The 24,954-nt window shown below is 36.9% G+C and carries 24 protein-coding genes and 1 riboswitch; of the genes, 3 read left to right on the top strand and 21 right to left on the bottom strand.

Going from position 1 to position 24,954, the window contains the following annotated elements; translation table 11 throughout:
- Positions 1–52 precede the first annotated feature (52 nt).
- The 5 genes from AC3WSO_RS09500 to AC3WSO_RS09480 form a co-directional block, all read right to left on the bottom strand.
- A complete protein-coding gene (locus tag AC3WSO_RS09500) occupies positions 53–1,120 on the bottom strand; it encodes a dipeptide epimerase (RefSeq protein ID WP_492530375.1) in 1,068 nt (355 codons plus the stop codon).
- Between the two features lie 23 nt (positions 1,121–1,143).
- The gene (locus AC3WSO_RS09495) at positions 1,144–1,938 is read right to left on the bottom strand and encodes a M55 family metallopeptidase (RefSeq protein WP_349658651.1); all 795 of its coding nucleotides are present in this window, start codon (positions 1,936–1,938) and stop codon (positions 1,144–1,146) included.
- Positions 1,935–2,627, bottom strand: a complete 693-nt coding sequence (locus AC3WSO_RS09490) for a M15 family metallopeptidase (protein WP_492530374.1) — start codon at positions 2,625–2,627, stop codon at positions 1,935–1,937. Before AC3WSO_RS09490 ends, AC3WSO_RS09495 begins: the two co-directional genes overlap by 4 nt.
- Positions 2,628–3,203: 576 nt before the next feature.
- Entirely contained in the window at positions 3,204–4,268 is a 1,065-nt protein-coding gene (locus tag AC3WSO_RS09485; protein WP_492530373.1) for a DmpA family aminopeptidase, read from the bottom strand.
- Between the two features lies 1 nt (position 4,269).
- On the bottom strand, positions 4,270–4,968 hold the full coding sequence (locus AC3WSO_RS09480) for an aspartate/glutamate racemase family protein (RefSeq protein WP_492530372.1): 699 nt from the start codon (positions 4,966–4,968) through the stop codon (positions 4,270–4,272).
- Positions 4,969–5,569: 601 nt separating this feature from the next.
- On the opposite strand from AC3WSO_RS09480, the gene AC3WSO_RS09475 reads away from it, so the two are divergent.
- Positions 5,570–6,964 carry an alanine/glycine:cation symporter family protein gene (locus AC3WSO_RS09475; protein ID WP_492530371.1) on the top strand — a complete coding sequence of 465 codons (1,395 nt, stop codon included), beginning with the start codon at positions 5,570–5,572 and terminating at the stop codon, positions 6,962–6,964.
- Positions 6,965–7,016: 52 nt separating this feature from the next.
- On the opposite strand, the gene AC3WSO_RS09470 is transcribed toward AC3WSO_RS09475, so the two are convergent.
- From AC3WSO_RS09470 to AC3WSO_RS09460, 3 genes are all read right to left on the bottom strand, one after another.
- Positions 7,017–8,978, bottom strand: coding sequence for a methyl-accepting chemotaxis protein (locus AC3WSO_RS09470; protein ID WP_492530370.1), 1,962 nt, complete (start codon positions 8,976–8,978; stop codon positions 7,017–7,019).
- An 808-nt stretch (positions 8,979–9,786) separates the two neighbouring features.
- Entirely contained in the window at positions 9,787–11,745 is a 1,959-nt protein-coding gene (locus tag AC3WSO_RS09465) for a methyl-accepting chemotaxis protein (RefSeq protein WP_492530369.1), read from the bottom strand.
- Positions 11,746–12,018: 273 nt separating this feature from the next.
- Positions 12,019–13,698, bottom strand: a complete 1,680-nt coding sequence (locus AC3WSO_RS09460; protein WP_492530368.1) for a methyl-accepting chemotaxis protein — start codon at positions 13,696–13,698, stop codon at positions 12,019–12,021.
- A gap of 313 nt (positions 13,699–14,011) precedes the next feature.
- Here AC3WSO_RS09460 and AC3WSO_RS09455 point away from each other — a divergent pair, with 313 nt between their 5' ends.
- Entirely contained in the window at positions 14,012–14,566 is a 555-nt protein-coding gene (locus AC3WSO_RS09455) for a delta-aminolevulinic acid dehydratase (protein ID WP_492530367.1), read from the top strand.
- A 69-nt stretch (positions 14,567–14,635) separates the two neighbouring features.
- Here the strand turns inward: AC3WSO_RS09455 and AC3WSO_RS09450 are convergent, their stop codons facing one another.
- From AC3WSO_RS09450 to AC3WSO_RS09405, 10 genes are all read right to left on the bottom strand, one after another.
- Positions 14,636–15,433 (bottom strand): ABC transporter ATP-binding protein, encoded by a 798-nt coding sequence (locus tag AC3WSO_RS09450; RefSeq protein WP_492530366.1) that lies wholly within the window; start codon positions 15,431–15,433, stop codon positions 14,636–14,638.
- 12 nt (positions 15,434–15,445) lie between these two features.
- Entirely contained in the window at positions 15,446–16,222 is a 777-nt protein-coding gene (locus tag AC3WSO_RS09445; protein WP_492530365.1) for an ABC transporter ATP-binding protein, read from the bottom strand.
- 11 nt (positions 16,223–16,233) lie between these two features.
- On the bottom strand, positions 16,234–17,043 hold the full coding sequence (locus AC3WSO_RS09440; RefSeq protein WP_492530364.1) for an ABC transporter permease subunit: 810 nt from the start codon (positions 17,041–17,043) through the stop codon (positions 16,234–16,236).
- Position 17,044: 1 nt separating this feature from the next.
- Complete coding sequence (gene nikB / locus AC3WSO_RS09435; RefSeq protein ID WP_492534295.1) at positions 17,045–17,998, bottom strand: nickel ABC transporter permease; 954 nt, start codon at positions 17,996–17,998, stop codon at positions 17,045–17,047.
- 75 nt (positions 17,999–18,073) lie between these two features.
- On the bottom strand, positions 18,074–19,681 hold the full coding sequence (gene nikA, locus AC3WSO_RS09430) for a nickel ABC transporter substrate-binding protein (protein ID WP_492530363.1): 1,608 nt from the start codon (positions 19,679–19,681) through the stop codon (positions 18,074–18,076).
- A 201-nt stretch (positions 19,682–19,882) separates the two neighbouring features.
- Positions 19,883–20,076, bottom strand: a riboswitch (cobalamin riboswitch).
- Positions 20,077–20,219: 143 nt separating this feature from the next.
- Complete coding sequence (locus tag AC3WSO_RS09425) at positions 20,220–20,756, bottom strand: DUF1572 family protein (RefSeq protein ID WP_492530362.1); 537 nt, start codon at positions 20,754–20,756, stop codon at positions 20,220–20,222.
- Positions 20,757–20,917: 161 nt separating this feature from the next.
- Entirely contained in the window at positions 20,918–21,526 is a 609-nt protein-coding gene (locus AC3WSO_RS09420) for an SCO family protein (RefSeq protein ID WP_492530361.1), read from the bottom strand.
- Between the two features lie 104 nt (positions 21,527–21,630).
- Positions 21,631–21,753 (bottom strand): YvrJ family protein, encoded by a 123-nt coding sequence (locus AC3WSO_RS09415; protein WP_082337366.1) that lies wholly within the window; start codon positions 21,751–21,753, stop codon positions 21,631–21,633.
- Positions 21,754–21,840: 87 nt separating this feature from the next.
- Positions 21,841–22,065: a DUF2922 domain-containing protein gene (locus AC3WSO_RS09410; RefSeq protein WP_492530360.1), complete on the bottom strand. Its 225-nt coding sequence runs from the start codon at positions 22,063–22,065 to the stop codon at positions 21,841–21,843.
- A gap of 12 nt (positions 22,066–22,077) precedes the next feature.
- Positions 22,078–22,293: a DUF1659 domain-containing protein gene (locus AC3WSO_RS09405; protein ID WP_492530359.1), complete on the bottom strand. Its 216-nt coding sequence runs from the start codon at positions 22,291–22,293 to the stop codon at positions 22,078–22,080.
- A gap of 123 nt (positions 22,294–22,416) precedes the next feature.
- On the opposite strand from AC3WSO_RS09405, the gene AC3WSO_RS09400 reads away from it, so the two are divergent.
- Positions 22,417–22,845, top strand: a complete 429-nt coding sequence (locus AC3WSO_RS09400) for a DUF2621 domain-containing protein (protein ID WP_492534293.1) — start codon at positions 22,417–22,419, stop codon at positions 22,843–22,845.
- Positions 22,846–23,117: 272 nt separating this feature from the next.
- On the opposite strand, the gene AC3WSO_RS09395 is transcribed toward AC3WSO_RS09400, so the two are convergent.
- The 3 genes from AC3WSO_RS09395 to AC3WSO_RS09385 are packed head-to-tail and all read right to left on the bottom strand — an operon-like array spanning position 23,118 to position 24,769.
- On the bottom strand, positions 23,118–23,615 hold the full coding sequence (locus tag AC3WSO_RS09395) for a CcdC family protein (RefSeq protein WP_492530358.1): 498 nt from the start codon (positions 23,613–23,615) through the stop codon (positions 23,118–23,120).
- 22 nt (positions 23,616–23,637) lie between these two features.
- Positions 23,638–24,006 (bottom strand): response regulator, encoded by a 369-nt coding sequence (locus AC3WSO_RS09390; RefSeq protein WP_249071955.1) that lies wholly within the window; start codon positions 24,004–24,006, stop codon positions 23,638–23,640.
- Between the two features lie 52 nt (positions 24,007–24,058).
- Positions 24,059–24,769 carry a cytochrome c biogenesis CcdA family protein gene (locus tag AC3WSO_RS09385; protein WP_349658732.1) on the bottom strand — a complete coding sequence of 237 codons (711 nt, stop codon included), beginning with the start codon at positions 24,767–24,769 and terminating at the stop codon, positions 24,059–24,061.
- Positions 24,770–24,954 lie beyond the last annotated feature (185 nt).

Below are 24,954 nucleotides of genomic sequence, written 5' to 3'. Positions count from 1 at the left end.
CCCGTAAAAGCCCGTTTTGTTCATCAGTGGAGGATGAAACACTTCCACTGAGCTACATTGAAAATCCTACCCCAACCGCATCTGTCATCCTAATTCGATCATTTTCAAATTTTGGACCCCCAGCAATAGGATCTTTCACACATAAACTCGGTCCATCTAAATCTACCATCGTGATATTTTTCTGTGATGCGGCAAAATGTGCAGCAGCACTTACGCTAATTTTTGTCTCTAACATACAGCCAATCATGCATTGTATGTCGTTTGCCTCCGCAATGTGGCAAATTTTCTGTGCTTGATAAATACCTCCTGTTTTCATGAGCTTAATATTAATCAAATCTGCAGCTCGCTTTTCAATAATTGTATAGGCATCTTTTGCAGAGAAAACACTTTCATCCGCCAAAATATTTGTCATTGTATTAGCCGTCACGAATTGCATTCCCACTAGATCATGGCTATGAACAGGCTGCTCAACTAATTCAACATTCGTACCTGCATCTTCAAGTGCGCCAATAATTTGTACAGCCTGCTTTGGTGTCCAGCCCTGATTCGCGTCCACCCGTAATGTTATGGCGTGTCCAACTGCATCTCGAATTGCAACAACTCGCTCTACATCACCTGCTGGATCTTTCCCCACCTTGATTTTTAAAATTTGAAAACCTCGTTGAACAGCGGCTATACTATCCTTCACCATTTCTTCAGAATCATTTACACTTATCGTAATATCTGTAATTAATTCTTTCCGATAGCCCCCTAGTAATTTATACAGAGGTGTTTGATAGTGTTTCGCCAATAAATCATAAACCGCCATATCTACGGCGGCTTTCGCACTGGTGTTTTGATAAATACTGCTGTCGATTCGCTCCATGATTGATGACAATTCTTCAATATCCATCCCGATAATGGCTGGCTTGATATAATCTTCTATAGCGTGCGAAATGGACCCTAGTGTTTCACCAGTAATGGCTGCAGTCGGTGCCGCTTCACCGATACCTATTTGCCCATCATCAGTGTGAACATAGACGGCAATATTGTGAATGCTATGCACTGTTCTTAAAGCTGTTTTAAACGGTGTTATAAGCGGTGCTTCTACTTTCCCTACGATAATATTTTTTATTTTCATCCATTCACCTACCTTTTCATTGCTTATGTTAAGAATTGTAATATTCGAAGCACCTCATAAAAATTATCCGTTACGAATTCCACTGTATTATGTGGTTTAAATGTAGCATTGGGATAGAACGAGTTTCGATATGCACGCGTATGATCACGATAAATGATTTCCACTACAAAGCGCTCCGGTAATGGAACTTGCAAATCTTCCCGAGGAACTTTCATTGAGTCCTCAACAAGTCGTTTCGTTTCTTTAATCGTCAACTGTGGGCTGACACTAATAGTCGCATTTCCGATCCCTTCTTTTGTAGCAAATGTGAGGATATGATCATTGATTGATTGAATTTCCTCTGTTAACCCCACATCTCCACTAACAAATGAAACAGGAACACCATGTAAAGCAGCCGCGTACGTATTAATTAAAAATTCACTTGCATACTCCCCATTAATTTTCACATCCGCAAAAACACAAAGCGTATGTGCCAAAGGATTACGCGCACTTCCCCCTTTACTGTGGTAACCAATAAAAATCGCTCGATCAAAGCTCTTATCAAGTCCCGCGACCATACACATCGGGTCATACGTCCAACCTCGAATAATCTTGCAATTTACTGGTAAATTAGAAATATCTAGATTACGTGCTGAATCATGGGCATCCTTTAATAAAATTTCGGTTGCTCCACCACGAATAGCCCCCTCTATAGCGGCTTCTACTTCCTTTGTCATTTGCTTTTGGAAAAACTGATAATCTGGCGCGTTTAGCTCCGTCTCACTCCAAGCTGTTGTGCCTGTAATTCCCTCAATATCTGCACTAATATAGACCTTCATAGAAATCGAAACTCCTTTACATTATTGTCTTGGATCATTGCTTCCACAGCCCCATAACTAGCTTCTAGCGCACCTACACGTCTTGCCCATGAAACATTATTAAAATCGTAATGCCACCATTCCTCTGAATAATTCGTAAAGCCAACTATCGTCATACAGTTATATAGAAGACGTCGATGTACACAGGCTTCCCAATCTTCCTCTGGATGTTGTTCAAAATAGCGTGTCGCAGACTTTTCACTGATTTCATCAAATGCTGAACCTAAATTTAAAGCATTACCTTCTAGATCTCCTAGTGTCAGATCAATTGCTCCACCTGTTAAATGTGGGGCAAGATGAGCTTGATCAATGCTAGGAAACGCAACATACTTACGCGTTTCTCTTACAACCTCTTGCTCAGTAAAATGGGGATAAAGCTGTGCTATTTGCTTTGAAAAATTCACAAACAAAAATTGCTGCACTTGGAATGGACGATAGCCATCATATAAAATAAGACTAAAAGTTTTAGGTAAAAATAACAGCGCTTGTGTTAATCGCTCATAGACACCTTGACGTAAATAAATTGCTTGTAAACTGTTTGGTATTTTTTGTTGATAGTAAATTGGGTTAACAAAAATCCTCGAATGTTCTTCCCCGATTTGAATGAATGGCTCGCCATTTTCACAAATTGCTGGAGTAGATTCCCCCATTGAAGTTTTATTTACCTCAATGGGTTGAAAGATGGGGTCATGTATAGTTCACACCTCCGATTTCAGGTTTTGATAAAATTTTTAGATAATTCAGTTTTATCGAATGTATCATACCTTAAATTTATTGACTAGATAAAAAAAGAAATCTTCCAGAGTAATTGCTATTCTCTGTTTTTTTAACAAGATGCGCCAAATCATTGGTGCAAGCAGTCGAAAGGCGATGTATTTTCACCTATTTAGGAATTTTATTCGTGGATAGGGTAGAAGATTACCGAAATATAATAAAAATTGACCGATTTAAGCCTTCTCTAAGTTTCCTCACCATAACGAGTAGTTGATTTCCGTTCCAACTGGGCGCTTTGGTGTTGACGCTTCGCTTTCGCACAGAGCAAAGCTTCCTGGGGGCGTTCGATAAGCCGCTTCGCTTCTCTCCAATCAACTTATATAGCACTTGTAATTAGTAAAAAAACCTCCATTTTGATAATAGTCAAAATGGAGGTTAACTCTCATAATTATTTCGAAGTTACTAAATAGGCCAACTATATAGTATTTTTATTAATATTTCGAGCACTAAAACTAAAGAGGTTCATGTCTATTTATAGAGCTAAAATCGATAGCTTCAACTTTATGTCCATTTCGGCCAACAGTAGTTTGTGCCTGTGATAATGAATTTAAAATGGCTTCCTCTGTTGCTTCTGCAGCAGCTGCAAATAATTGATTCATGATAGGATGATCCTCACGTAGTTGTGTACGTGTCTCGACTAGCTGATCTGATAGATGAGCGATATGATGGGCTGTTGTAAAGCCAATAACTATATCTCCACTACCATGTGAAAAATGACTGCCTGTACGTCCTAATCCAATACCACAGCGTTTAATGACACGTGTCAGTTGACGACTACTAAGCGGCGCATCCGTGGCAAGTACGATGATAATTGAGCCATCAGTCTGAGATAATGTCGATTCACTTTGACAGTTCGAAGCATTATATCGATGTGCTTGAAACTCTGAGCTTTGCCCGAAATTACTAAGGACCATACATCCTACCGTGTAGTTCGTTGACTCATGCGTCACAATTCGGGAAGATGAGCCAATCCCACCTTTATAGCCAAAGCACATCATTCCTTTTCCTGCACCAACTGCCCCTTCCTCTGCTGTTACATTTGATGCGTTGCGGATTGCTTCCACAGCATGTTCCGGTGTGATAGGACATTCTCGAATAGAGTTTAAATAGCTATCGTTACATTCCCCAACTACGATATTAATTGTTCCTGTTGAATAACCTATTTCACTATTCGAATCTAGCATAAATTGTAACGTTCCTTGTGTTACAGCTGGAACGCCAAATGTATTCGTTAGCATAATTGGTGATTCAATTACTCCTAGTTCATTCACTTGAACGAGCCCTGTCGTTTTCCCAAAACCATTTATCACATAGCTTGCAGCAGTAACTTTTTGCTGAAATAAATTGCCACCATGCGGTAAAATCGCTGTTACCCCTGTACAGGCATAAGCGCCGTCTTGATTCAATTTCTCATCGAGCGTTACATGACCTACATGCACGTCAGCTACATCGGTAATACAATTTTTCTCACCAGTGGATATTGTTCCAATAACGATTCCCATCTCTCGTACTTTCATATTACTTCCCCTTATGAATCGCCATATTTACTGCAGCCTTTGCATGAAGAATTGTTGTATCAAAAACAGGCACGTTCAGATCTCCCTGTTTAATTAGTAATCCTATCTCTGTACAGCCTAATATAATTCCTTGTGCTCCCGACTGCACAAGGTTTTCAATCACCTGTAAATAATATTCCTTCGATGTTTGTTCAATTTGGCCCAAACATAATTCTTCATAAATGATACGATTGACCTCAGTACGCTCGTCAGCAAGTGGAACAATCACTTCAATGTCAAATCCCTCTACTCTAGCTTTATAGAAATCTTGTTCCATCGTGTACTTTGTCCCAAGAAGGGCAACTTTCTGTAAACTAGCTTTTTCTATTTGATTTGCTGTCGCATCAGCTATATGTAAAATCGGTATCTGGATCTTTGCGGCAACGATATCTATAACTTTGTGCATTGTATTTGTACAAATGATAATAAAATCTGCCCCTGCACTCTCTAAAGATTGTGCTGCTTCTCCCAGCACTTGTCCAGCCTTCTCCCAATCTCCCTCAGCTTGATAAAGCTCAATTTCTTGAAAATCTACACTATACAAAATACATTTGGCTGAATGTAAGCCTCCTAATTGTGTCTTTACCTCTTGATTCATAAGACGGTAATACTCAGCAGAAGACTCCCAGCTCATACCACCAATCATGCCAATAGTTTTCATACGAATTCCCCCTTTAATTTGACTGAATACACATTACATCATGTTGATTTCCGCTCCGACTAACGCCTTTTTTTGCGGGCGTCAGTCTTCATTCTAATCGACTTGGTTTCAATAAATTACATACCAAACTCTGGTTAATTATACAATGATTTTATTATTATACTAAAAAGCTACAGCAAATAAAGGAATTTTCAAAAACTTTACCATTTGTAATCCCCTTCCTCCATTTCTTCCGCTTTTCATTTTAAGAAGAGTAAATATCTAATGATGGAAACATAGGAAACAAAAAAGTGATATTCCCCTCAAATATGATCAATAACATAATCATAACGAAAAATGCCAATACAAAAGAAAGTAAAACACGATACCGTACCTCCTTTTTTATACAACATGCACTTTTCTTTCGTTTCATTTAATCATTTTTATCCGGTATAATTTCGACAAAATAATCCATTACTTATAACATCTCGGACTAGACGTATCAAATATTGTAAAAACATTACAACACGCAAAAAATTAATATAATTCTGTATTTTCAAAAAGTGGATATATTGCAAAAAAACAGTGTAGACTAAAGCGTATTGAGATTGGAGGAAAGCAAATGGAATGGTTAACGAATATTGTAGGTGATACTAATAATATTTTATGGACATATTGCATTATTACATTGTTATTAGTTGCTGGATTGTATTTTTCATTTGGCACAAAATTTGTCCAAATTCGACTTTTCCCTGAAATGTTTCGTTTAATAGTGGAGAAAAGAGAGGGAGATTCAGGTGTTTCTCCGTTCCAAGCCTTTACGATTAGCGCAGCCTCACGTGTAGGTACTGGGAATATTACAGGTGTTGCATTAGCAATCGGTGTAGGTGGACCTGGAGCAGTTTTTTGGATGTGGATTATTGCCATCTTAGGAATGGCGACTGCCTTTATTGAAAGTACGCTTGCACAGGTGTACAAAGTAAAGGATGGCGATACGTTCCGTGGTGGACCAGCATATTATATGGAAAAAGCGTTAGGTCAACGTAAATTAGGGGTTATTTTTGGAATTCTTTTAACGTTAAGCTTTGGCTTTATTTTTAATGCGGTACAATCGAATACGATTGCAACTTCTGTAGGTGAGGCATTTAATATTAAGCCTTATATCATTGGTATTATATTAGTTGTGTTAACAGCCATGATTATTTTTGGTGGCGTACATAGAATTGTAAAAGTTACGCAAGTACTTGTACCCGTGATGGCGGTTTTCTATTTAGCTGTAGCCCTATTTGTTATTGTTACGAATCTGACTGAAATACCTGCCGTTTTCAAACTGATTTTCACAGAAGCGTTTGGTCTTCAGGAAGCTGCTGGTGGTGCGATTGGTGCTGCCATTATGCAAGGTGTACGCCGTGGCTTATTTTCTAATGAAGCCGGTATGGGTAGTGTTCCTAATGCCGCAGCTACAGCTAATACATCACACCCTGCAAAGCAAGGATTAGTGCAAAGCTTAGGTGTATTTTTTGATACAATTATGATTTGTTCTGCAACAGCGTTTATCATTATTTTAGCGGGTCTATATAATACTGGTGAAAGTAATGGAATTATTCTTACACAAAATTCCTTAGCTGTACATGTAGGTGGATGGGCTCCTTACTTTATCGCTATTGCGATTATTTTCTTTGCATTTAGTTCTATTGTCGGAAATTACTATTACGGTGAATCTAATATTGAATTTATGAATGCTCATAAAGGTTGGATGTTTGGCTACCGTATTTTAGTTCTTGCTATGGTTATGTTTGGTTCTCTTGCGCAAGTAGATCTTGTTTGGAATTTAGCAGACCTATTCATGGGACTAATGGCTATCATCAATATTACGATTATCCTGTTACTTGGTAAAATTGCCTTCAAAGTGTTAGACGACTTTACAATGCAACGTAATGCAGGCAAAAATCCTGTATTTTATGCAAAATCAATCCCAACATTGAAAAATACTGATTGCTGGGAAGAAGATCGATAATTATTCGAAAACGCCATTCCTCAAACGGAATGGCGTTTTTTTATATTTATAATTAATATTTAAATTGACTAATGAGCTGTTTTAACTCATCTGCCATATGCGCAAGCGCTTGTGCAGAAGCATTAATTTCTTCCATCGAAGCTAATTGTTCCTCTGTAGACGCTGCCACATCCTCTGAGGCAGTTGCATTTCCTTGTGCTGAGAATGCCAAATCTTCCGTAACAGCAGTCACCTCTTGTACACTTGCTGACATTTGTTCAGAGGCAGAAGATACCTCTTCCATTTTAGGAGTAATCGCATCCATACTTGACATAATCACTTGGAACTTCGTGATAGCTTCATCCGATACATGTAGACCATTTTGAACATCCTCTGTAACTTTTGCCATGATGTTTACGGATTGTTCTGTTTCTAACTGGATGCCATGGATTAACTCGAAAATTTGTTGTGCAGATGTCTGTGATTGCTCCGCCAACTTTCTAACTTCATCAGCAACAACTGCAAAGCCTTTTCCGTGCTCCCCTGCTCTTGCTGCCTCAATCGCTGCATTGAGAGCAAGTAAGTTCGTTTGATCTGCAATGCTTGTAATCACATCTAAAATAGATGTAATTTGCTGAGAGCGTTCATGTAGTGATTGAATTTTCGTGTTGGAATCGGTCACCGATACATGAATAGATTGCATTTGATCTTTTGTATCTCGAACTGCCTTGCCACCTTCGTCTGCCTGTAGCGTTGCATGCTGTGAAAGATCTGTCACAGTAGAAGAGATCTCCGCGATATGAAGAATAGCCTTAGAAAGTTCCTGTAACGATTCTGCATTCTTAGTGGCACTCGTCGTTTGCGTGTCTGCGCTCGACGCAACATCTTGAATCGAAATGGCCACCTTTTCTGTAGCAATGCTCGTTTGATTAGCATTGGCTGTTAGCTCTTCTGCAGACGATGCTACCTCTTCAGCATTTTGTTCAATTTTTTGAATAAGAGTTCTTAAACTGTCTTGCATATCGTTAAAGGCTTGTCCTAGCTGCCCAATCTCGTCATGAGAAGTGATTATCACCTTCTCTGTTAAATCACCTTTACTAATAGTTACTGCACTATCCTTTAGTGATCTAATTGGTCTTATAATTGCCTTCATGACAAAAAAGAATACAATCGAACTGATTACAATCGCAGCAATTAGTACGAGAAACGTTTTTTTCAAAATAGGTGATGCTGATTGGTCAATTTCCTTTGCAAAAATTGTGCCGGTAATTTTCCAGTTTGTCAGTTCATTTGTTGTATAGAACATAATACGGTCATCACCGTCAAAGACATATTCAAACGTTCCCGATTTGTCGTCGTATATTTTGTCAAGGAAGCTTTCCTTTAATTCGCCACCCGGTTCTAAAGTCGGATGTGAAATGACCAAATTATTCTCACCAAAAATAGAAGGATATCCATTTTTCCCTATTTTTATAGAGTCCGAAAGTTTTTGAATGTCTGTCAATTTTATATCAATTGCCACTACACCAGATTGATCTTTTAGCTGACGAGCAACTGTTACGACCATTTCTCCAGTCCCTGCATCTATGTATGGACTTGTAATTAAAGTCTCACCTTTTAACGCCTTAGCCTCTTTATACCAATCCCTTTCCAAGGGATTATAATCCGCACCATTTATTTTTGGTTCTTGAATAAATGTTCCGTCATTTGTTCCTACATAAATGCTTAAAACATCTGGACTCAACTTCATATATTCTTGAAAATTTGGTAGTATTGTAGTTTCCTTCTGTCCGTACTTTGAAGAATTTATTTCCTCACTAAAAGTAATGATTTCATTCATTTTTGTGCTAATAGCACTATCAATTAACGTATTCAAAATTTTAACACTTTCATCCGCACTAAAAAGTATTTCTTCTTTTATCGAATTTTTTGCTGAAAGATATGATAAGCTTCCTACAGAAATAACTGGGACTAATAAGATAAGAGCAAATAACGTGTAGAGCTTACCCTTAAAACTTTTAAATAATTTTTTCATGCAACAGTTCTCCTTTTTCTTCAAAATTATTAAGATATATATTTTTGTGTTTCTTTTATCGATGAAATTTCACCCAAGGCTTTTATCGGACGAAATACTTCATTTCAAACCCTTTTTTTCATTTTTTTGATTTACCATTGGCATAATTGTTGCTTTCGCACAGATAAAACCGTGTTGCTTTCAGAAAAGTGGGAAGAGAGATTTCACAAGAAAAACCAGGTACCATCTATCGACAACGAAAAATCAATGTAGAGCCTGTTTTTGGATTCTTAAAGGCTAATTTTTGTCACATTCGATTTTCTGTCCGTGTTCCTGTTCGTGGTTAATAAAAGGTTGAAAACGAAATAGGCTTTATTGGTGCCATTAAATCTCCGGAAATATACACCCCTTATTAAATAAGATAAAAAAATAGAATGACTTGGTTAATCAAGAAAAAAGAGAAATCGATGCTATTAGATTTCTCTTTTTCATTTCGATCAATTAGTTAAGTCCCATTCTCGTTTATTAGTGTTGAAAATCAAAATACTTAAGGAAATCTTTGCGAATATTTTCCTATAGCTCAAAACAGTATCGCTAAAGCTGCTTTAGTTCATTTTTGTATGAACACTTTTAAGATTTATCAAAACAAAATCCTGTTTTATCAGAAAAACAAACTCTTACTATTATAAACGCTTAAAAAAGCGCCCATTCGTTTTGCCGAAGAGCCATACTTTATTTAAAATGTAATCTTAATCTCATTGACACAATAGTTTTTCAACAATCTAAAATGCCACCCCTCAAAGGAGGAATGGCATTTTTCGTATGTCTATTAATATTTAAATTGACTAATGAGCTGTTTTAACTCATCTGCCATATGCGCAAGCGCTTGTGCAGAAGCATTAATCTCTTCCATCGAAGCTAATTGTTCCTCTGTAGACGCTGCGACATCCTCTGAGGCAGTTGCATTTCCTTGTGCTGAAAATGCCAAATCTTCCGTAACAGCAGTCACCTCTTGTACACTTGCTGACATCTGCTCAGAAGCAGAAGATACCTCTTCCATTTTAGGAGTAATTTTATCCATGCTCGTTTTAATCATTTGGAATTTAGTGATGGCTTCATCCGATACTTGTAGTCCATTTTGAACATCCTCTGTAACTTTTGCCATGATGTTTACCGATTGTTCTGTTTCTAATTGAATACCATTGATTAGCTCGAAAATTTGTTGTGCAGATTCCTGTGATTGCTCCGCTAGCTTTCTTACTTCATCAGCAACAACTGCAAAGCCTTTTCCGTGCTCCCCTGCTCTTGCTGCCTCAATCGCTGCATTGAGAGCAAGTAAGTTCGTTTGATCTGCAATGCTTGTAATCACATCTAAAATGGACGTAATTTGCTTAGAGCGTTCATGTAGCGTTTGAATTTTCATGTTTGAATCGGTCACCGATATATGAATAGACTGCATTTGATCTTTTGTATCCTGGACTGCCTGTCCACCTTCATTTGCTTGTAGCGTTGCATGCTGTGAAAGATCCGTCACAGTAGAAGAAATCTCCGCGATATGAAGAATAGCCTTAGAAAGTTCCTGTAACGATTCTGCATTTTTAGTGGCACTCGTTGTTTGCGTGTCTGCGCTCGACGCAACATCTTGAATCGAAATGGCCACCTTTTCTGTCGCTATGCTCGTTTGAGTGGCATTGGCTGTTAGCTCTTCTGCAGACGATGCTACCTCTTCAGCATTTTGTTCAATTTTTTGAATAAGAGTTCTTAAACTGTCTTGCATATCGTTAAAGGCTTGTCCTAGCTGTCCAATCTCGTCATGAGAAGTGATTGCCACTTTCTCTGTTAAATCACCTTTACTAATAGTTACTGCACTATCCTTTAGTGATCTAATCGGTCTTATAATTGCCTTCATAACAAAAAAGAATACAATCGAACTGATTACAATCGCAGCAATTAGTACGAGAAACGTTTTTTCCAAAATAGGTGATGCTGATTCGTCAATTTCCTTTGCAAAAATTGTGCCTGTGATTTTCCAGTTTGTCAGTTCATTTGTTGTATAGAACATAATACGGTCATCACCGTCAAAGACATAATTATACGTACCAGATTTGCTGTCATACATTTTGTCGAGGAAGCTTTCGTTTAATTCGGTACCCGCTTCTATGGTTGGATGTGAAATGACACTCTTGTTTTCATCAAAAATAGAAGAATATCCACTTTTTCCGATGTTAATAGAGTCCGAAATTTTTTGAAGGTTTGTCAATTTTATATCAATTGCCACTACCCCAGATTGATCTTGTACCTGACGAGCAACTGTAACAACCATATCTCCAGTCGCTACATCTTTATAAGGATTTGTAATTAAAACTTCTCCCTTCAAAGCTGTAGCCTCTTTATACCAATCTCTTTCTAAAGGATTGTAATCAGTACTATTCGATTTGGGCTCTACAAATAATGCGCCCTCATTTGTTCCAAGATAAATGCTCAGAACATCCGGATGTAGCTTTATGTATTGTTGAAATTTTGTTTGTACCACTGCCCCCTGCTGTTCATACTTAGAAGAATCTATTTCGCTAAACACATTGATGTCATTTGTTTTTTCACTAATGGTTTTATCAATTAACGTATTTAAAATTTCTACACTTTCATCCGTACTAGCAAGTATTTCTTCTTTTATCGAATTTTTTGCTGAAAAATACGATAAGCTTCCTACAGAAATAACTGGTATTAGTAAGATAAGAGCAAATAATGTGTAAAGCTTACCTTTAAAGCTTCCAAATAATCTTTTCATGCAACAGCTCTCCTTTTGTCTTTCCTAGTTCTTAAAATGTGTTTTGTCTCATTTTGTGGTTTCCTTTTATATTCAAAGAATCCCCAGCACACAACCTCCCCTTCTCCTATCGATTAAATTTCTTTCTTCTATTTTTATCGGACAAAATACTTAAATTCAAAGACCTTATTTCATTTTTTTGATTTTCTCGACATAAATCGAGCTCTCTCTGCCACTATCCACTAAACATAGAACCCCTATGAATCAACTTTTATGATCATAGGGGTTCTCGTGTTAGTACTTAAATGCCTGAATGGATTCTTGTAAGTCAATCGCCATTTTTGCCAAATGTGTTGAGGCAGCCGCTACTTCTTCCATCGCCGCATTTTGTTCCTCAGAGGATGCTGCAACACTTTGAACATTGCTACTCGATTTCATGGATACTTCGCTAATGTAGTCAATTTCTTTTACAAGTTTTTCAATATCTTGATGGATTGTTCGAATAGCCTTTGTAACTGATTCGGTTTGAGCTTGCACATCATTAATGGCATCGTCAATTTGAATGAAATTATCTCTTGCCACATCTACTTTTTCACGACCTACCATTACAGAATCATTACTACTAATCATATCTTCCTCGATAATTCTTGTATCTTCAGTAATTTGCAAAACAACCTTTTCAATATCTACCGCTGCTAGATTCGATTCATCTGCTAGCTTTCGTACCTCTTCTGCCACTACAGCAAAGCCCTTACCATGCTCACCACTGCGCGCCGCTTCTATAGAGGCGTTGATTGCCAATAGGTTTGTTTGGGTAGCAATATTTTTAATAACATTGACTGCTGAGACGATCGCTGCTGTATTTTCATCTAAGTCTTTAACGCGGGTACTTAGCTCTTCTGAATTATTCGCAATGTCATTCATCTGTTCAATGACATTACGAACTGAGGAACGCCCTATGCTAGTCATATTTTTAGTTTCTACAGTTGCACTGTTTACATGATCAATATTCGTTGATATATCATCCATCTTTTTTAAAATGTGTGAGGATAAGTTTCGTACATCACCTGTTAATGTATCCTGCTCTTCAATACCATGTGCAATATCTTGAATCGATTCTGAGACAACTTCTGTTGCCTGTGTCACTTCCATACTACTCGCTGTGAGCTGCTCGGATGTTGCTGCTACTTGTTCAGCCGAATTACCAACTTGCTTCATCGTACGTTGAAGCTTTTCTGACATCGAATTAAATGAAGCTGCCAGTTGGGCAAACTCATCTTTTGTTTTAAATTGCAGGTGCGTTTGTAGATTGCCAGTTGAGAATTTGTCCATTTCTACTACTGTTTGCTGAATATTTTTTGCTACTCTTCGCCCAAAAACCGTCGCAATAATAATGCTTGTAAGTAAGGAGACTATTGCTAGTACAGCAATCTCTTTGCCACTTCTGTCGCCCTTTTGCTTAGTAGCCTCAATACGTGCCTGCATTTCGTCCTGCTGAGCGGTTGCCATCGTTTTCCCAAACTCAACAAGCTTTAGAGAGCCTTTCCCTAAAACCGGTAATGCCAACTGCTGGGCTTGCTGTTTTTCACCACTTTGAAAAAGCGGTACAATTTGTTCATCTATAGGCTTTTCCCATGTTTCTAATTGCTTTAAAAACTGTTCAAAGTCCGTATTTTTATGTTCGAGTTCTTCAATACGCTGAATAGATTTATGTAATGTTTCTCGTATTTCCTGATGATTGTTGAGCATATCTTCTTTACCATATAACATATACCCTCGAATAGCAGCATTTGCACGAACTGTTTGAAAGGAAATATCATTATACAAGTTCATTAGTTCCGTATTTTTTTCGATTTCCGCAAGTGTGTGTTTATTATCATTTAAAAAGTATATAGCAATACTGGTAATTAGCAATAGAAATACTAAAACTATACCAAAAGCAAATTGCAGTTTTCGTTCTACCGTTGTTTTCATACGACTCCCTCTATTCTACTATTAACATTAGTCCTCTTGAGTATAGCCTAATCATACCTTTTATCCCATAAGAGGTGCGTCTTTTATCATAAATCAACACTAATTTTTTACAAAATTTAAACACATCTCCAAATGTCTTGACTTCTGTAAATTTAATATGGCTATTTAAAAGCGTAGTACAAACATAGCGGCAACAATTTCACGATGTAGGTTTCGAACTGGCTTTCACATTGTGGGTTCACGTTGTTCGTTGGTGTTATTACCAAAATTAGGGTAAACTGTTAACAACTAAAATAAGGGAGAGTAGTAGAAAATGAGTAAACCAGATTTATACGTTAGTTTAGTAGTAGGCTCTGAATGTGATATCGAATCGCTTGCAATACGCTCTGTACTTGAGTCATTCGGTGCACGAGTGACTCTTCATTTAATTGGAAGACCCAATGATTTAATTGATGTTTTGTCTGGGGAAGATTTAGACGATCGAATAGATTATTTAATTTTAAACTTCCATGGGAACGAAGGACGTTTTTGCATGCCAGAGTTAGGTGAGGATATTTATGAGTTAAATGAACCAAGGGGTGAATTTTTCGGTCCACACGAGATCTTAAATTACTGTACATTAAAAGATGTGAAAGTTATTGCCTCTGGCTGTACTTTAGGTGAAAAGCAGTTAGCTACTGCATTTTTAAAAAGCGGTTGCCACTCCTATTTAGCCCCGGATGATTACATAGATGGTAATGCCAATTTAATGTTTCTCATTAGATTTATGTATGAAATCATTGCTAATGAGCGCACACAACAAGAAGCCTTTGAAATCGCAAAATCTATTGACGATGAGACTTCGATGTATCAGCTTTATTTTGCATAGTAAAAACAGCAAAAAATCGTAGCTATAAAATCGGCTACGATTTTTTATTTATTTAAATCTTCCCTTAGGCTAACACGTTTTTTGTCTGTCCCGGGGATGCGAAGGCAGAATAGCGTCGTATAGTTCGAGTGAAGCGGGGTGTTTAAATGGATCGTTCTTATTGATTTCCTCAACAAGTCGGCCTTTATGCATCACTAGTATTCTATCTGATATAAAGCGTATTACATTTAAATCATGAGAAATAAAAATATAAGATAACTTCAGTTGCTTTTGTAGTGATTGAAGTAGTTGCAATATATTTTTCTGCAATATCATATCGAGGCTACTGATAGCCTCATCTAACACAATTAATTTTGGTTTTATTGCAATTGCTCTAGCAATATTTACGCGTTGCTGTTGACCTCCACTAAGCTGTGAAGGATATTTATTAGCAATATTGTTTTCTAACTCAACACAGTTCAGTAGCTCCTCTACTTTACGTTGCCTTTCGCTTTTGGAAAAATTCTCAAAATTAAGAAGTGGTTCTTCTATTATTTCTGCAATTGTTTGCTTTGGATTAAAAGAGTTAAAGCTATTTTGAAAAACAGCTTGTAAATCTCTTCGAACCCCCTTTTTTTCTTTAGAGCTAGCTTGATATAAATTTACATTATTAAATCGTACAATTCCACTCGTCGGATTCTCTATGCCCAAAATGATCCTAGCTAATGTACTTTTTCCTGATCCACTTTGACCGACTACTCCTAAACATTCGCCTTCCTGAAGCGAAAATGTGACCTGTTGTAATACTGGTATTTCTAGTTTTTTTTGTATAAATGACTGCCTCTGATGATAGTACTTCTCAACATTCGTCACCTCTAATAGAGCCATTTACTACCTCCTCTAAAAAGTGATTCTCGATTGTAAAAGTTTCTTTGTATACCAATGCTGTGGCGCGTCAAAAAAATCAAAGACATTCGCCTGCTCGATGAGTTCTCCCTTATACATAACAGCAACTTCATCGGCAAGTTCAGCAATAACACCAAGGTCATGTGTGACGAGAATAATCGCCGCATTTGTTTCATCTCGAATTTGATTAAACAATGTTAATATTTTCTTTTGATTGACAGTATCAAGTGCTGTTGTAGGTTCATCGGCAATATATAATTTAGGTTGCATCGCAAAAGAAAGAGCAATCATGACACGTTGTAACATCCCTCCACTTAATTGGAAAGGATAATATTGCAAAAGTTTTTCGGGATTAGGTAAATTTACTTTATTCATAGCGGAAATAGCTATCTGTCTTATTTCTTTTTTAGTTAAAACGTAATGCGCTTTTAATGTTTCTCTAAAATGCATTTCTATTGTTTGAATACTATCAAAAGCTACCAAAGGATTTTGTGTAATCATCGATATATGCCTTCCTCGATAATCTCTCAAGCTTTCTTTTGTTACAGATGATAAATCAATATTTTGAAATAAAATTTGCCCCGTCGATTTTGCTACAGCTGGAATAGATTGCATAATTGCTTGACATAACATCGACTTACCACTACCACTTTCACCGATAATACCTAATATACGACCTTTATTTGCAGTTAAATTAATAGAAGATAGGATTTCCTGCTCTCCTATTTGCACATTTAAATCTTTGACTTGTAATAAGATTTTTCTTTCCATAGCAATCCCTTTCAATGATCCACTTGCTTGCTTTGACGAGAGATGAAGTTAAATAATAGGACTACAATGATTATTGCTATACCTGGATAAAGCATAAGTTCAGGATGTAGTCGAATATACTGTTTGCCTTCACTAATCATCATTCCCCACTCAGGAGTAGGAGCTTGAACACCTAATCCAATAAATGAGAAGCCAGCGATTTCTAAAATGACTTTTCCTAAATCTAATGAAATAATAGTTAGCATGGGCGCCTTTATATTTGGCACGAAATGGCGTAGGATTAGCTTAACTCCTGAAGTTCCACTAATTTTAGCAGCTTTTATAAATTCTTTTGCATGAACGCTTATAAATAAGCCTCTTAAAACTCTAGAATAATAAACAGTTTGAGTAAAAATAAGTGCCAATAATAGATTTTTTAAGCTTGGACCCAAAATACCTAGAAGTCCAAAAACAAGAACAAGCGTGGGGAATGCTAATAAAATATCACAGATACGAATAAAAAAATAATCAATTATCCCCCTTTTAAAAGCCACTATTGCCCCTATCCATATAGCGAAAAAGGTTGCTACTAATTGGATAAATAAAGCTGATCCTAAAGAATAGCGAATACCTAACAGTATACGTGAAAGTATACATCGCCCTAAATGGTCTGTGCCGAGAGGATATGCCCATGATGGTTCTAAAAACTTTTTAGATACATCTACCAAAAAAGGATCATTCGGCATGATAAACGGTGCAAAAAGCCCCAATCCCCCAATAAATGTGAGAAGAGTTATACTAGTTAATTGTTTACCATTTAAACTTTTGTGTAATTTGATCAATCTACTCTCTCCTCCTCACTATCATTAGCTGAGGATCAAGAACTCGATGTAATATATCTGTACATAAATTAGCAAAAACATAGATGATAGCAATTATTAGAACATAACATTGCACAACTGGATAATCCCTATTCATAATTGATTCTATTAAGTAGCGACCTAAACCTGGCCAGCTAAATACTTGCTCCACAATAACTGCCCCACCTAATAAATTTCCAAGTGTCATGCCAAGCATCGTCGTCAACGGAATAGCTGCATTTTTGAAGACGTGTCGACTGAGAATAACAGATTTTTTTAACCCCCGTAAAAATGCATACTGAACATATTTTTTTTGTAATTCTTCTATAACACTTGTACGAATTGCTTGAACAAACAATCCAGTGGTTGGTAATGCCAAAGATACTGCTGGTAAAATCATATGTAAAATAGTCCCTTTACCATTTGTCGGGAAGATGCCTAGCTTCAAACTGAATAAGTATAAAAGAAAAAAACCTAACCAAAAAGTTGGGATGGATACACTGATAATAGATAATAAGCCGACAATCCTATCAAATATTGAATTTTTATAAAGTGCACTAATAATACCTAGTGGAATACTAAAGCAAATCATACATACAAATGCAGCTAGGGCTAATTCAAAAGTTGCCGGCAGTTTTTCTACTATTTCTTGAGCAACGGGTAATTTACTCACAAATGATGAACCAAAATCGAAGTGCAACACACCTTTTAGCCATATAAAATATTGAATAGACAATGGTTGATCAGTGCCTAATTCCGATCGTAGCGCCTGTATCGCTTCTGCTGTCGGGGCGACCCCTGACATTCTAAGTATGACCTCCGCTGGCTCTACTGGAACAAAACGAATAAATAAAAAGGTCATTATTGACACCCCTAGTAAAACAAATGGTAATGTAATAACTCGTTTTAAACAAAAAAGCCAAGTTGATTCGTACATTTCTTTCATCACTTCCCAAGTCTTCATAGTGCAAAAAGAGAGGAGTCATAGTAGACCCACTCTCTTCTCATTCTCTTACTTTAAATCCATTTGAGCATAAGGGATATCGTATTCAGATGCACAGGGATTAAAATCTTTCATATGTTTATGGTAAATAACGTTATTCGTTTCATATGAAATTGGATAGAATAATGCTTGGTCATGGAACATTGTTAAAATATCTTTATACAATTGCACACGTTCCGCTTCATCTGTACCAATTAATAATTGATGTATTTTGCCATCAATTTGCGCTGCGTTATCTAGGCCTAATTTCGCTTCATAAACACCATTTGCATTCGGTGTTGCTGACTCGTTTGCGAAGCTGTGTGGGTCTGTTGGTGGACCGTTTGTGCGCCAGAAATTAATATCTACTTGATTATCCATTAATTTTTGGAGCCCTACCATTACATCGGCGCCTTCAAGGTTTAATTGGACGCCTATTTTTGCTAATTCCCCTTGCATTAATTCTGCCATTGGTTTTTGGATAGCATCTGTTGCAATGTAGATTAAATCTAATTGAAGAGGCTGCCCATTTTTAGAACGGATTTTATCACCATTTTTTAATGTCCAACCTGCTTCATCTAATAGCTGCTCGGCTTTTTTTGGATTAAATAGTATTGGTTTTAACTCAATATCTGCGTATGGAATAGCACCCCAAAACAGTTTATTGGCAACTTTTTCTGTACCATGGGTAATACTTTCAACCATTTGTTCTTTATTAACTGCGTATTGAATAGCCTGGCGTACTTTTAATTCTGCTAAAGGACCAGATTGTGTATTAAAAAGTAATGCTCGTGTAGATAAAGGTTCAGATACAGCCGTTTTGTATTGATCACTGTCTTTTAAGAAAGTGTAGTTATCTAAGCTAATAATGCCTCGACCATAAATTATGTCTAATTCTTCATTTTCAAATGCCAGTGAAATAGATTCTGAATCAGGAATAATTTTCACTTTTACTTTGTCAACTAGTGGCTTTTCACCCCAATAATGTTCGTTGCGGCTAAAAATTGCATATTGATCTTTTTTATATTCGGTTAATACCCATGGACCTGTTCCAACCGGAGCATTAATACCTTTATTAGTTGTATCTCCTTCAGGGAATCCGTTATCCCCTAAAAAGCGAAATGGTCGCACAAAAGCCAGTTCATTTAATACAGGGTAATAGGGCGCATCTAATTGTAGACGAATTGTATAGTCGTCTTCTTTCACAACATCTACAATATGATTCACCATCCCCATCCAAGAGTGTGTATCACGATCTGCTAAAACCGCATTAAAATTACGAATAACATTATCTGCATTAAATGCTGTCCCATCAGAGTATTTTACATCTTGTCTAAGATGAAATAGATAAGCTGTTTTATCATCAGAAATTTCCCAGCTCTTCGCTAATTTCGGCGATATTGTCCCGTCATCGTTATATTCTACCAATGATTCATATACCATTGCTTGCGCAGTCATTTGGTTTGGTAAATAGGTGTGCGGATTTAAAGGCCCTATATCTAGCGGCCAGCCAACTGTTATCACCTTTCCTTCGTTAGAAGTTTTACTTCCATTACTTTCACCCGAGCTTGAACAGCCTGCTACAATGGTTAACATCAGTATGAGAATGAAAGGTAATATTTTTTTAAAAAATATCATTATGATTGCTCCTGTCTATTCTTGGGTGATAGAAAATTGATATATGTATGTTTCTCCACCATAATACTAACTTGAAACTCAAAGTAATCTCATGACTATGATTAGAAAAATGCAAAAAAAAATCCTTATTCCACGTGAATAGGGATAGAAAAACTCATTATTAAAAGCCTTCCATCCATCTCCCTATCTTTCGTAGATCTACAATGAATCTTACTACAAGCAGGCATTCTGGCTTATGAATCTTCATTTTGCTTCACCTTCCCAAGTACTTACTCAGTGGTATTAGAAACAAAACTCCTCATTTACAGCTGCGGGACAGCATGGGATTTACACCCATTTTCCTTTAAATTAAGCGAAAAAGTTTTTTCACTCAAACTTGTAATGATACATATTAAATTAGTATTAAACATAACACGCTGCAAAGACACACGTCAATTTTATTTTCTGAATATAATATAGTTTTGAGATTTTTCAACATAGATATTTATGTTTATTCCACAAAAAAAAGCCACCACATACTAGTGCGATGGCTACACTTCTATCGTTGATGTTTTTTTAACATTGATTCTGTAAAAAACTGAGATTGTCCCTTTGGAATACTTATTGTTTGCCACTGAGAACCCTTTACTTGCTTAGCGATGTAAACGATTTGACCGACATGTTGTGAATAATGGGCCATTTGTCTTTCAATCGCATCTATCACGGAATGCTGCTCTCCCCTTATCGTTACAAACCCATTTAAATCAGCTTCAGATAATCCTTGTAAAGCATCTAAAAATACTTGCCAGCCCTTTTCCCATACTGTCATAACCTCTTCTTTTGTCTGAAGGCTATCCGTAAATTCATCATCACGATTTCTCGTTGCTTTCTCACCATCTGTCGTTAGAAAGTCAGTCCATCTCGATATCATATTACCACTAATATGTTTTACAATCACTGCGATACTGTTTGAATCTTCATTATACGCCCAGTGCAATTGGGCCTCTTCTAATTGGTCGAGTGTTTTATCGCCTAGCTCTTTGACACTTCTAAATCTTGTTTTGACAACATTTAAATACATTCGCGCTAGCGTCATTGTTGACCCCCCTGTCCCTTTTCAACTATTTTAATAATATTCTGTATCAGACAAAATCTTTCCCCTCCTTCTACACTATAACAAGGCTACAGGTATAAAAGATTAAATTTAAACCAAAAAAAACCGTCTCTTCATTAATTGAGACGGTTTCCTTCGAGCCATTATAAATTTTCATCAATATATGTTTCTATATCTGATACAATCGTGTCAATAGGGACATCCTCTGGATTCTCTGCATACCCCGAATACATTTTTACGATTACGCCATCTTTATCAACTAAGAAAAATTGATTCCCATGGACGACTTGGTCGCTGTTAGGATCATTTCTGACGATTATTTTTGTTGATTTTACAGCGAACTGCTCGATATATTTTTGTGAATAACCAGTAAGTAGATTCCATTTTGATTGATCTGGAACATTATATTTTTTCAAATAATCAGCTAATACTTCTGGTTTATCAACGTCAGGATCAACTGAAAACGCAACAATATTATAATCTTCCACACCTTTTTTCTTCAGCTTCTCTTGAACTTGCGTCATATTAAAAGACATTGGTGGACAAATTGAAGTACAATTCGTGAAAATATACATACCTATCCACGGTTTTCCTTTTAAACTTTCTAATGAAACTTTTTCTCCGCGTTGATTGACATGTTCAAAATCTGGTAATTCTAAACTATAATCTGCTTTAAACTTTGAATTTCCACACGCACTCAGTACAGTTGCTACTGCAAAAAGTAAAACAAGCCCAATTATTTTATTTCTCATCTTTAACACGCTCCCCACTTACACTATCCTCATCCTATCGTACGATGTAACTATTGACAAGGACACTCAAGTGACAGCTTTCGTACATCTTTGTGAAATCGATTTCACTTTAAGGAAACAAGCGCATCATGAATGGCATCTAATTTCACTTCTACTCGGTGCAGTAAATAAAACGACACTAAAATAGGAAAACCGATATCCGATATCATGTTTAACCATTGTTCCATGTTAGTCCCTCCTTCGCAGCTAGATGAATAAGACTACTATTGCTGAAAATGGTCCTTGCAGTACATGCTGCAAAGACCATTTCTTAGTTATTCGATTTCTAAATCAATTTCTGTTACTTGACGATCAACGATGCGAGCCCCAGTCATTGTAACCAGAGCGCCAGCTTGTCCTTCAAAAACGTTTTTAGCGATGATTGTTTGCATTACCTTTTGAATTTCTTCCGATGTTACCTTTGGCTTCGGTGCATCAATTGCAATTGTTGCCGTTTTCCCTGCTGCTGTTTCAAATTGCAGCTCTAGAACTTGTGTCATAGCTTTCCCTCCTTAGGATAAATCTGTTGTTTCCTGTTTTACAATACTGTCTAGTGCGTGTGAAGATAGACTTGCAATGACTTTTGCAACAGCTACTAAATCTTCTGCCGTATGCGAGCTGTTCAAATTACGGTACGTTTTTGTTGTGAACAAAGGCTCGTTCTGGGCATCGTGTCCAGCGACATACTTTAAGCGCAGTGTAGCACCTACGAAATTGACTTTTGCCATGGAGGTCACCCCCTTTCTTTCACAATATATATACGGACTTATTACTAAAAAAGGGACATTTAGGATGAATTTTTTTATGTAAGCTTTTATAATAGAGTGAGAGAAGGCAAAGAGGTGAACGATTTGTTAAGTGGTTGGTTTTTATGGTTTATTTTATTTTGGGTAGTTGTACTTATTTCCCTTATGGCGATTGGCGGATTTTTCATGTTCCGCAAATTTTTAAAGGCTTTACCGAAGCAGGATGGTAAATCTGATTTAGATTGGCAAGAGTATTATTTAGATAAAACTATTCATTTATGGGGACAACCTGAGAAAGAGCTTCTATATGAACTTGTAAGCCCTGTACCTGAGCTATTTAGACAAGTAGCAAAGGAAAAAATTGCAGGGAAAATTGGAGAACTTGCAATAGAAGAAAAGGCATCTGCTATTAACCATGATTTAATTATACGTGGCTATATTCAAGCAACGCCTAAGCGCGACCATAAATTTTTACGTAAGAAATTAGATGAAATGCAGATTGACATTTCTCCATATGAACATCTATTTGATTGATGATACGCTGCACAGAATCGTTGTGCAGCGTTTTTCCTTCCTTAGTAAAGAATTATCACATATTCTTTTTTATAAGTTTTTCTTGGAGTCTATCCGTCGCTTGGACGACTCTTCCTTCGCTCTGTTTTCTATCCATCACTTTGAAGATTCTATCCACAGCTTTCGCCCTTTTATCCATATCTTTGACGATTCTATCCGTCGCTAGAACTACTCTATCCATCAGGTGCATAAAAAAAACTACACTAGATAAAATCTCTAGTGTAGCTCTTCCATTAATAATTCTTCAGTGGAATTGTTTTTTTGATTTTTATGAACTGGATAAGCATTGCGATTCGCCAAGGAAGTAACATCGCGAACGCTAGAATCCAAAACATTCCAGCTAATTCACCAATATCAATGGAGTTACTTAATATTACTTTTGCAACTACACGGAACACTAACAGTCCGATTAGTATAAAAACGAATGCTTTTGAACGTTTTAAATAAATATCTAGGCCTTTTACTTCAAATTTAGAAGTGGCAATTAAGATTGTCGAGAATACCATGCCGACTGCTGCCGCTTCAAGAATTTGCATGGGTGGCACTCGAAATTGTTCGAATAAAAACATTAACGCACCTGTAGACATCGCTATAGGTGGAATGATAATTTTCTTCTCATTTGTCGGTTTCTTAGACGCTCGCATACGTATAACCATGACAAAGGTACCCATAAAAATGGCCATTATGGTCGAACCTATTACATAATAGTGAGAAGGGATATTGCTAAACATAAAAAATCCTCCTCTAATGTCATTAACAATTTTGTCCAAGTAATTGATCAACTACAGCTTTTAATCTTTCTGGCTCGAAAGGCTTTGTCATAAAATCCTTTGCTCCACTTTCAATTGCTTCCACAATTAACTTTTGTTGCCCTAAAGCTGTAATCATAATTATTTTTGCATCTGGAAATTCAGGAATGATTTCTTTTACTGCTGCAATACCTGTCATAACGGGCATTGTTACATCCATCGTTACAAGATCTGGTTGTAACTCACGATACATAGCCACAGCTTCCTTACCATTTGCTGCCTTACCGACTACCTCATAACCCCATTCAGTAAACATATTACTTATTGCAACACGCATAAAGAGCGTATCATCCACTACTAAAACTGTAGGCACATGTTCATCTCCCTCCACGTTAAGGTATGGTATGCCACTTTAGTTTAGCAGATTAGAAGCCTGTAAATCCACCGAAAATAGGCTCTAAAATGCGTGTTATATACGTTAATCCATCAAAGAATAACACGACACCAACGGCAATCATAATATAGCCACCGATTTTCACAATTTTTTGGCTGTGTGTACGAATCCAAGTCATCCGCGCTATAAAGAAAGATAACAAGAAGAACGGAATAGCAAAGCCTAAGAAATAAGCTAACATATAGCTAAAACCTGAGCTTGGATTTGCACCAGCTAAAGCAATAATCGATGCTAAAATTGGGCCAGTACACGGCGTCCAACCAGCCGCAAAGGCTATTCCGATAAATACTGATCCCAAATAACCAGATGGGCGGTTTTTAAATTGGAATTTTCGATCCTTCATTAAAAAGTCAATTTGTAGTAATCCCACAATCATTAAACCAAATACTACGATTAAGATAGCACCAACCTGACGTAATAATGTTTGATAGTTAAGGAAGAACTCCGCCGCTAACGATGTCCCTAGTCCAATCATAATAAAGATAATTGAAAATCCTAGTAAAAAGAAGAGGGTGTGCAAAATAGCACGTTTTTGCATCATACCTCGTTCCGCTTTTAGCTCATCTAATGTCATCCCCGTTATGTATGATAAAAATGCGGGATATAACGGTAGAGTACATGGTGAAATAAAGCTTAAAAAACCTGCACCTAAAGCTAAAAATAAGTTAATATCAGTTTCCATATTTTCTCACTCGCTCCTTACAGTTACTGCCTCCATCGTACCAAAAAACACTGTAAATTGCGCCCTTCCTGTTTGTGAACGTTTCATGTCAAAAAGGTGTTGAAAAAGTGAAGCTCTATGAAGTTCTATTATACTAGTATACAAATTTATTATTCAAACTTTATTACATCAACGTGATGTAGTTC

The organism is Lysinibacillus sp. EB106-09-02-XG168 (assembly GCF_058791475.1).
This window is presented reverse-complemented; position numbering and strand designations above follow the sequence as displayed.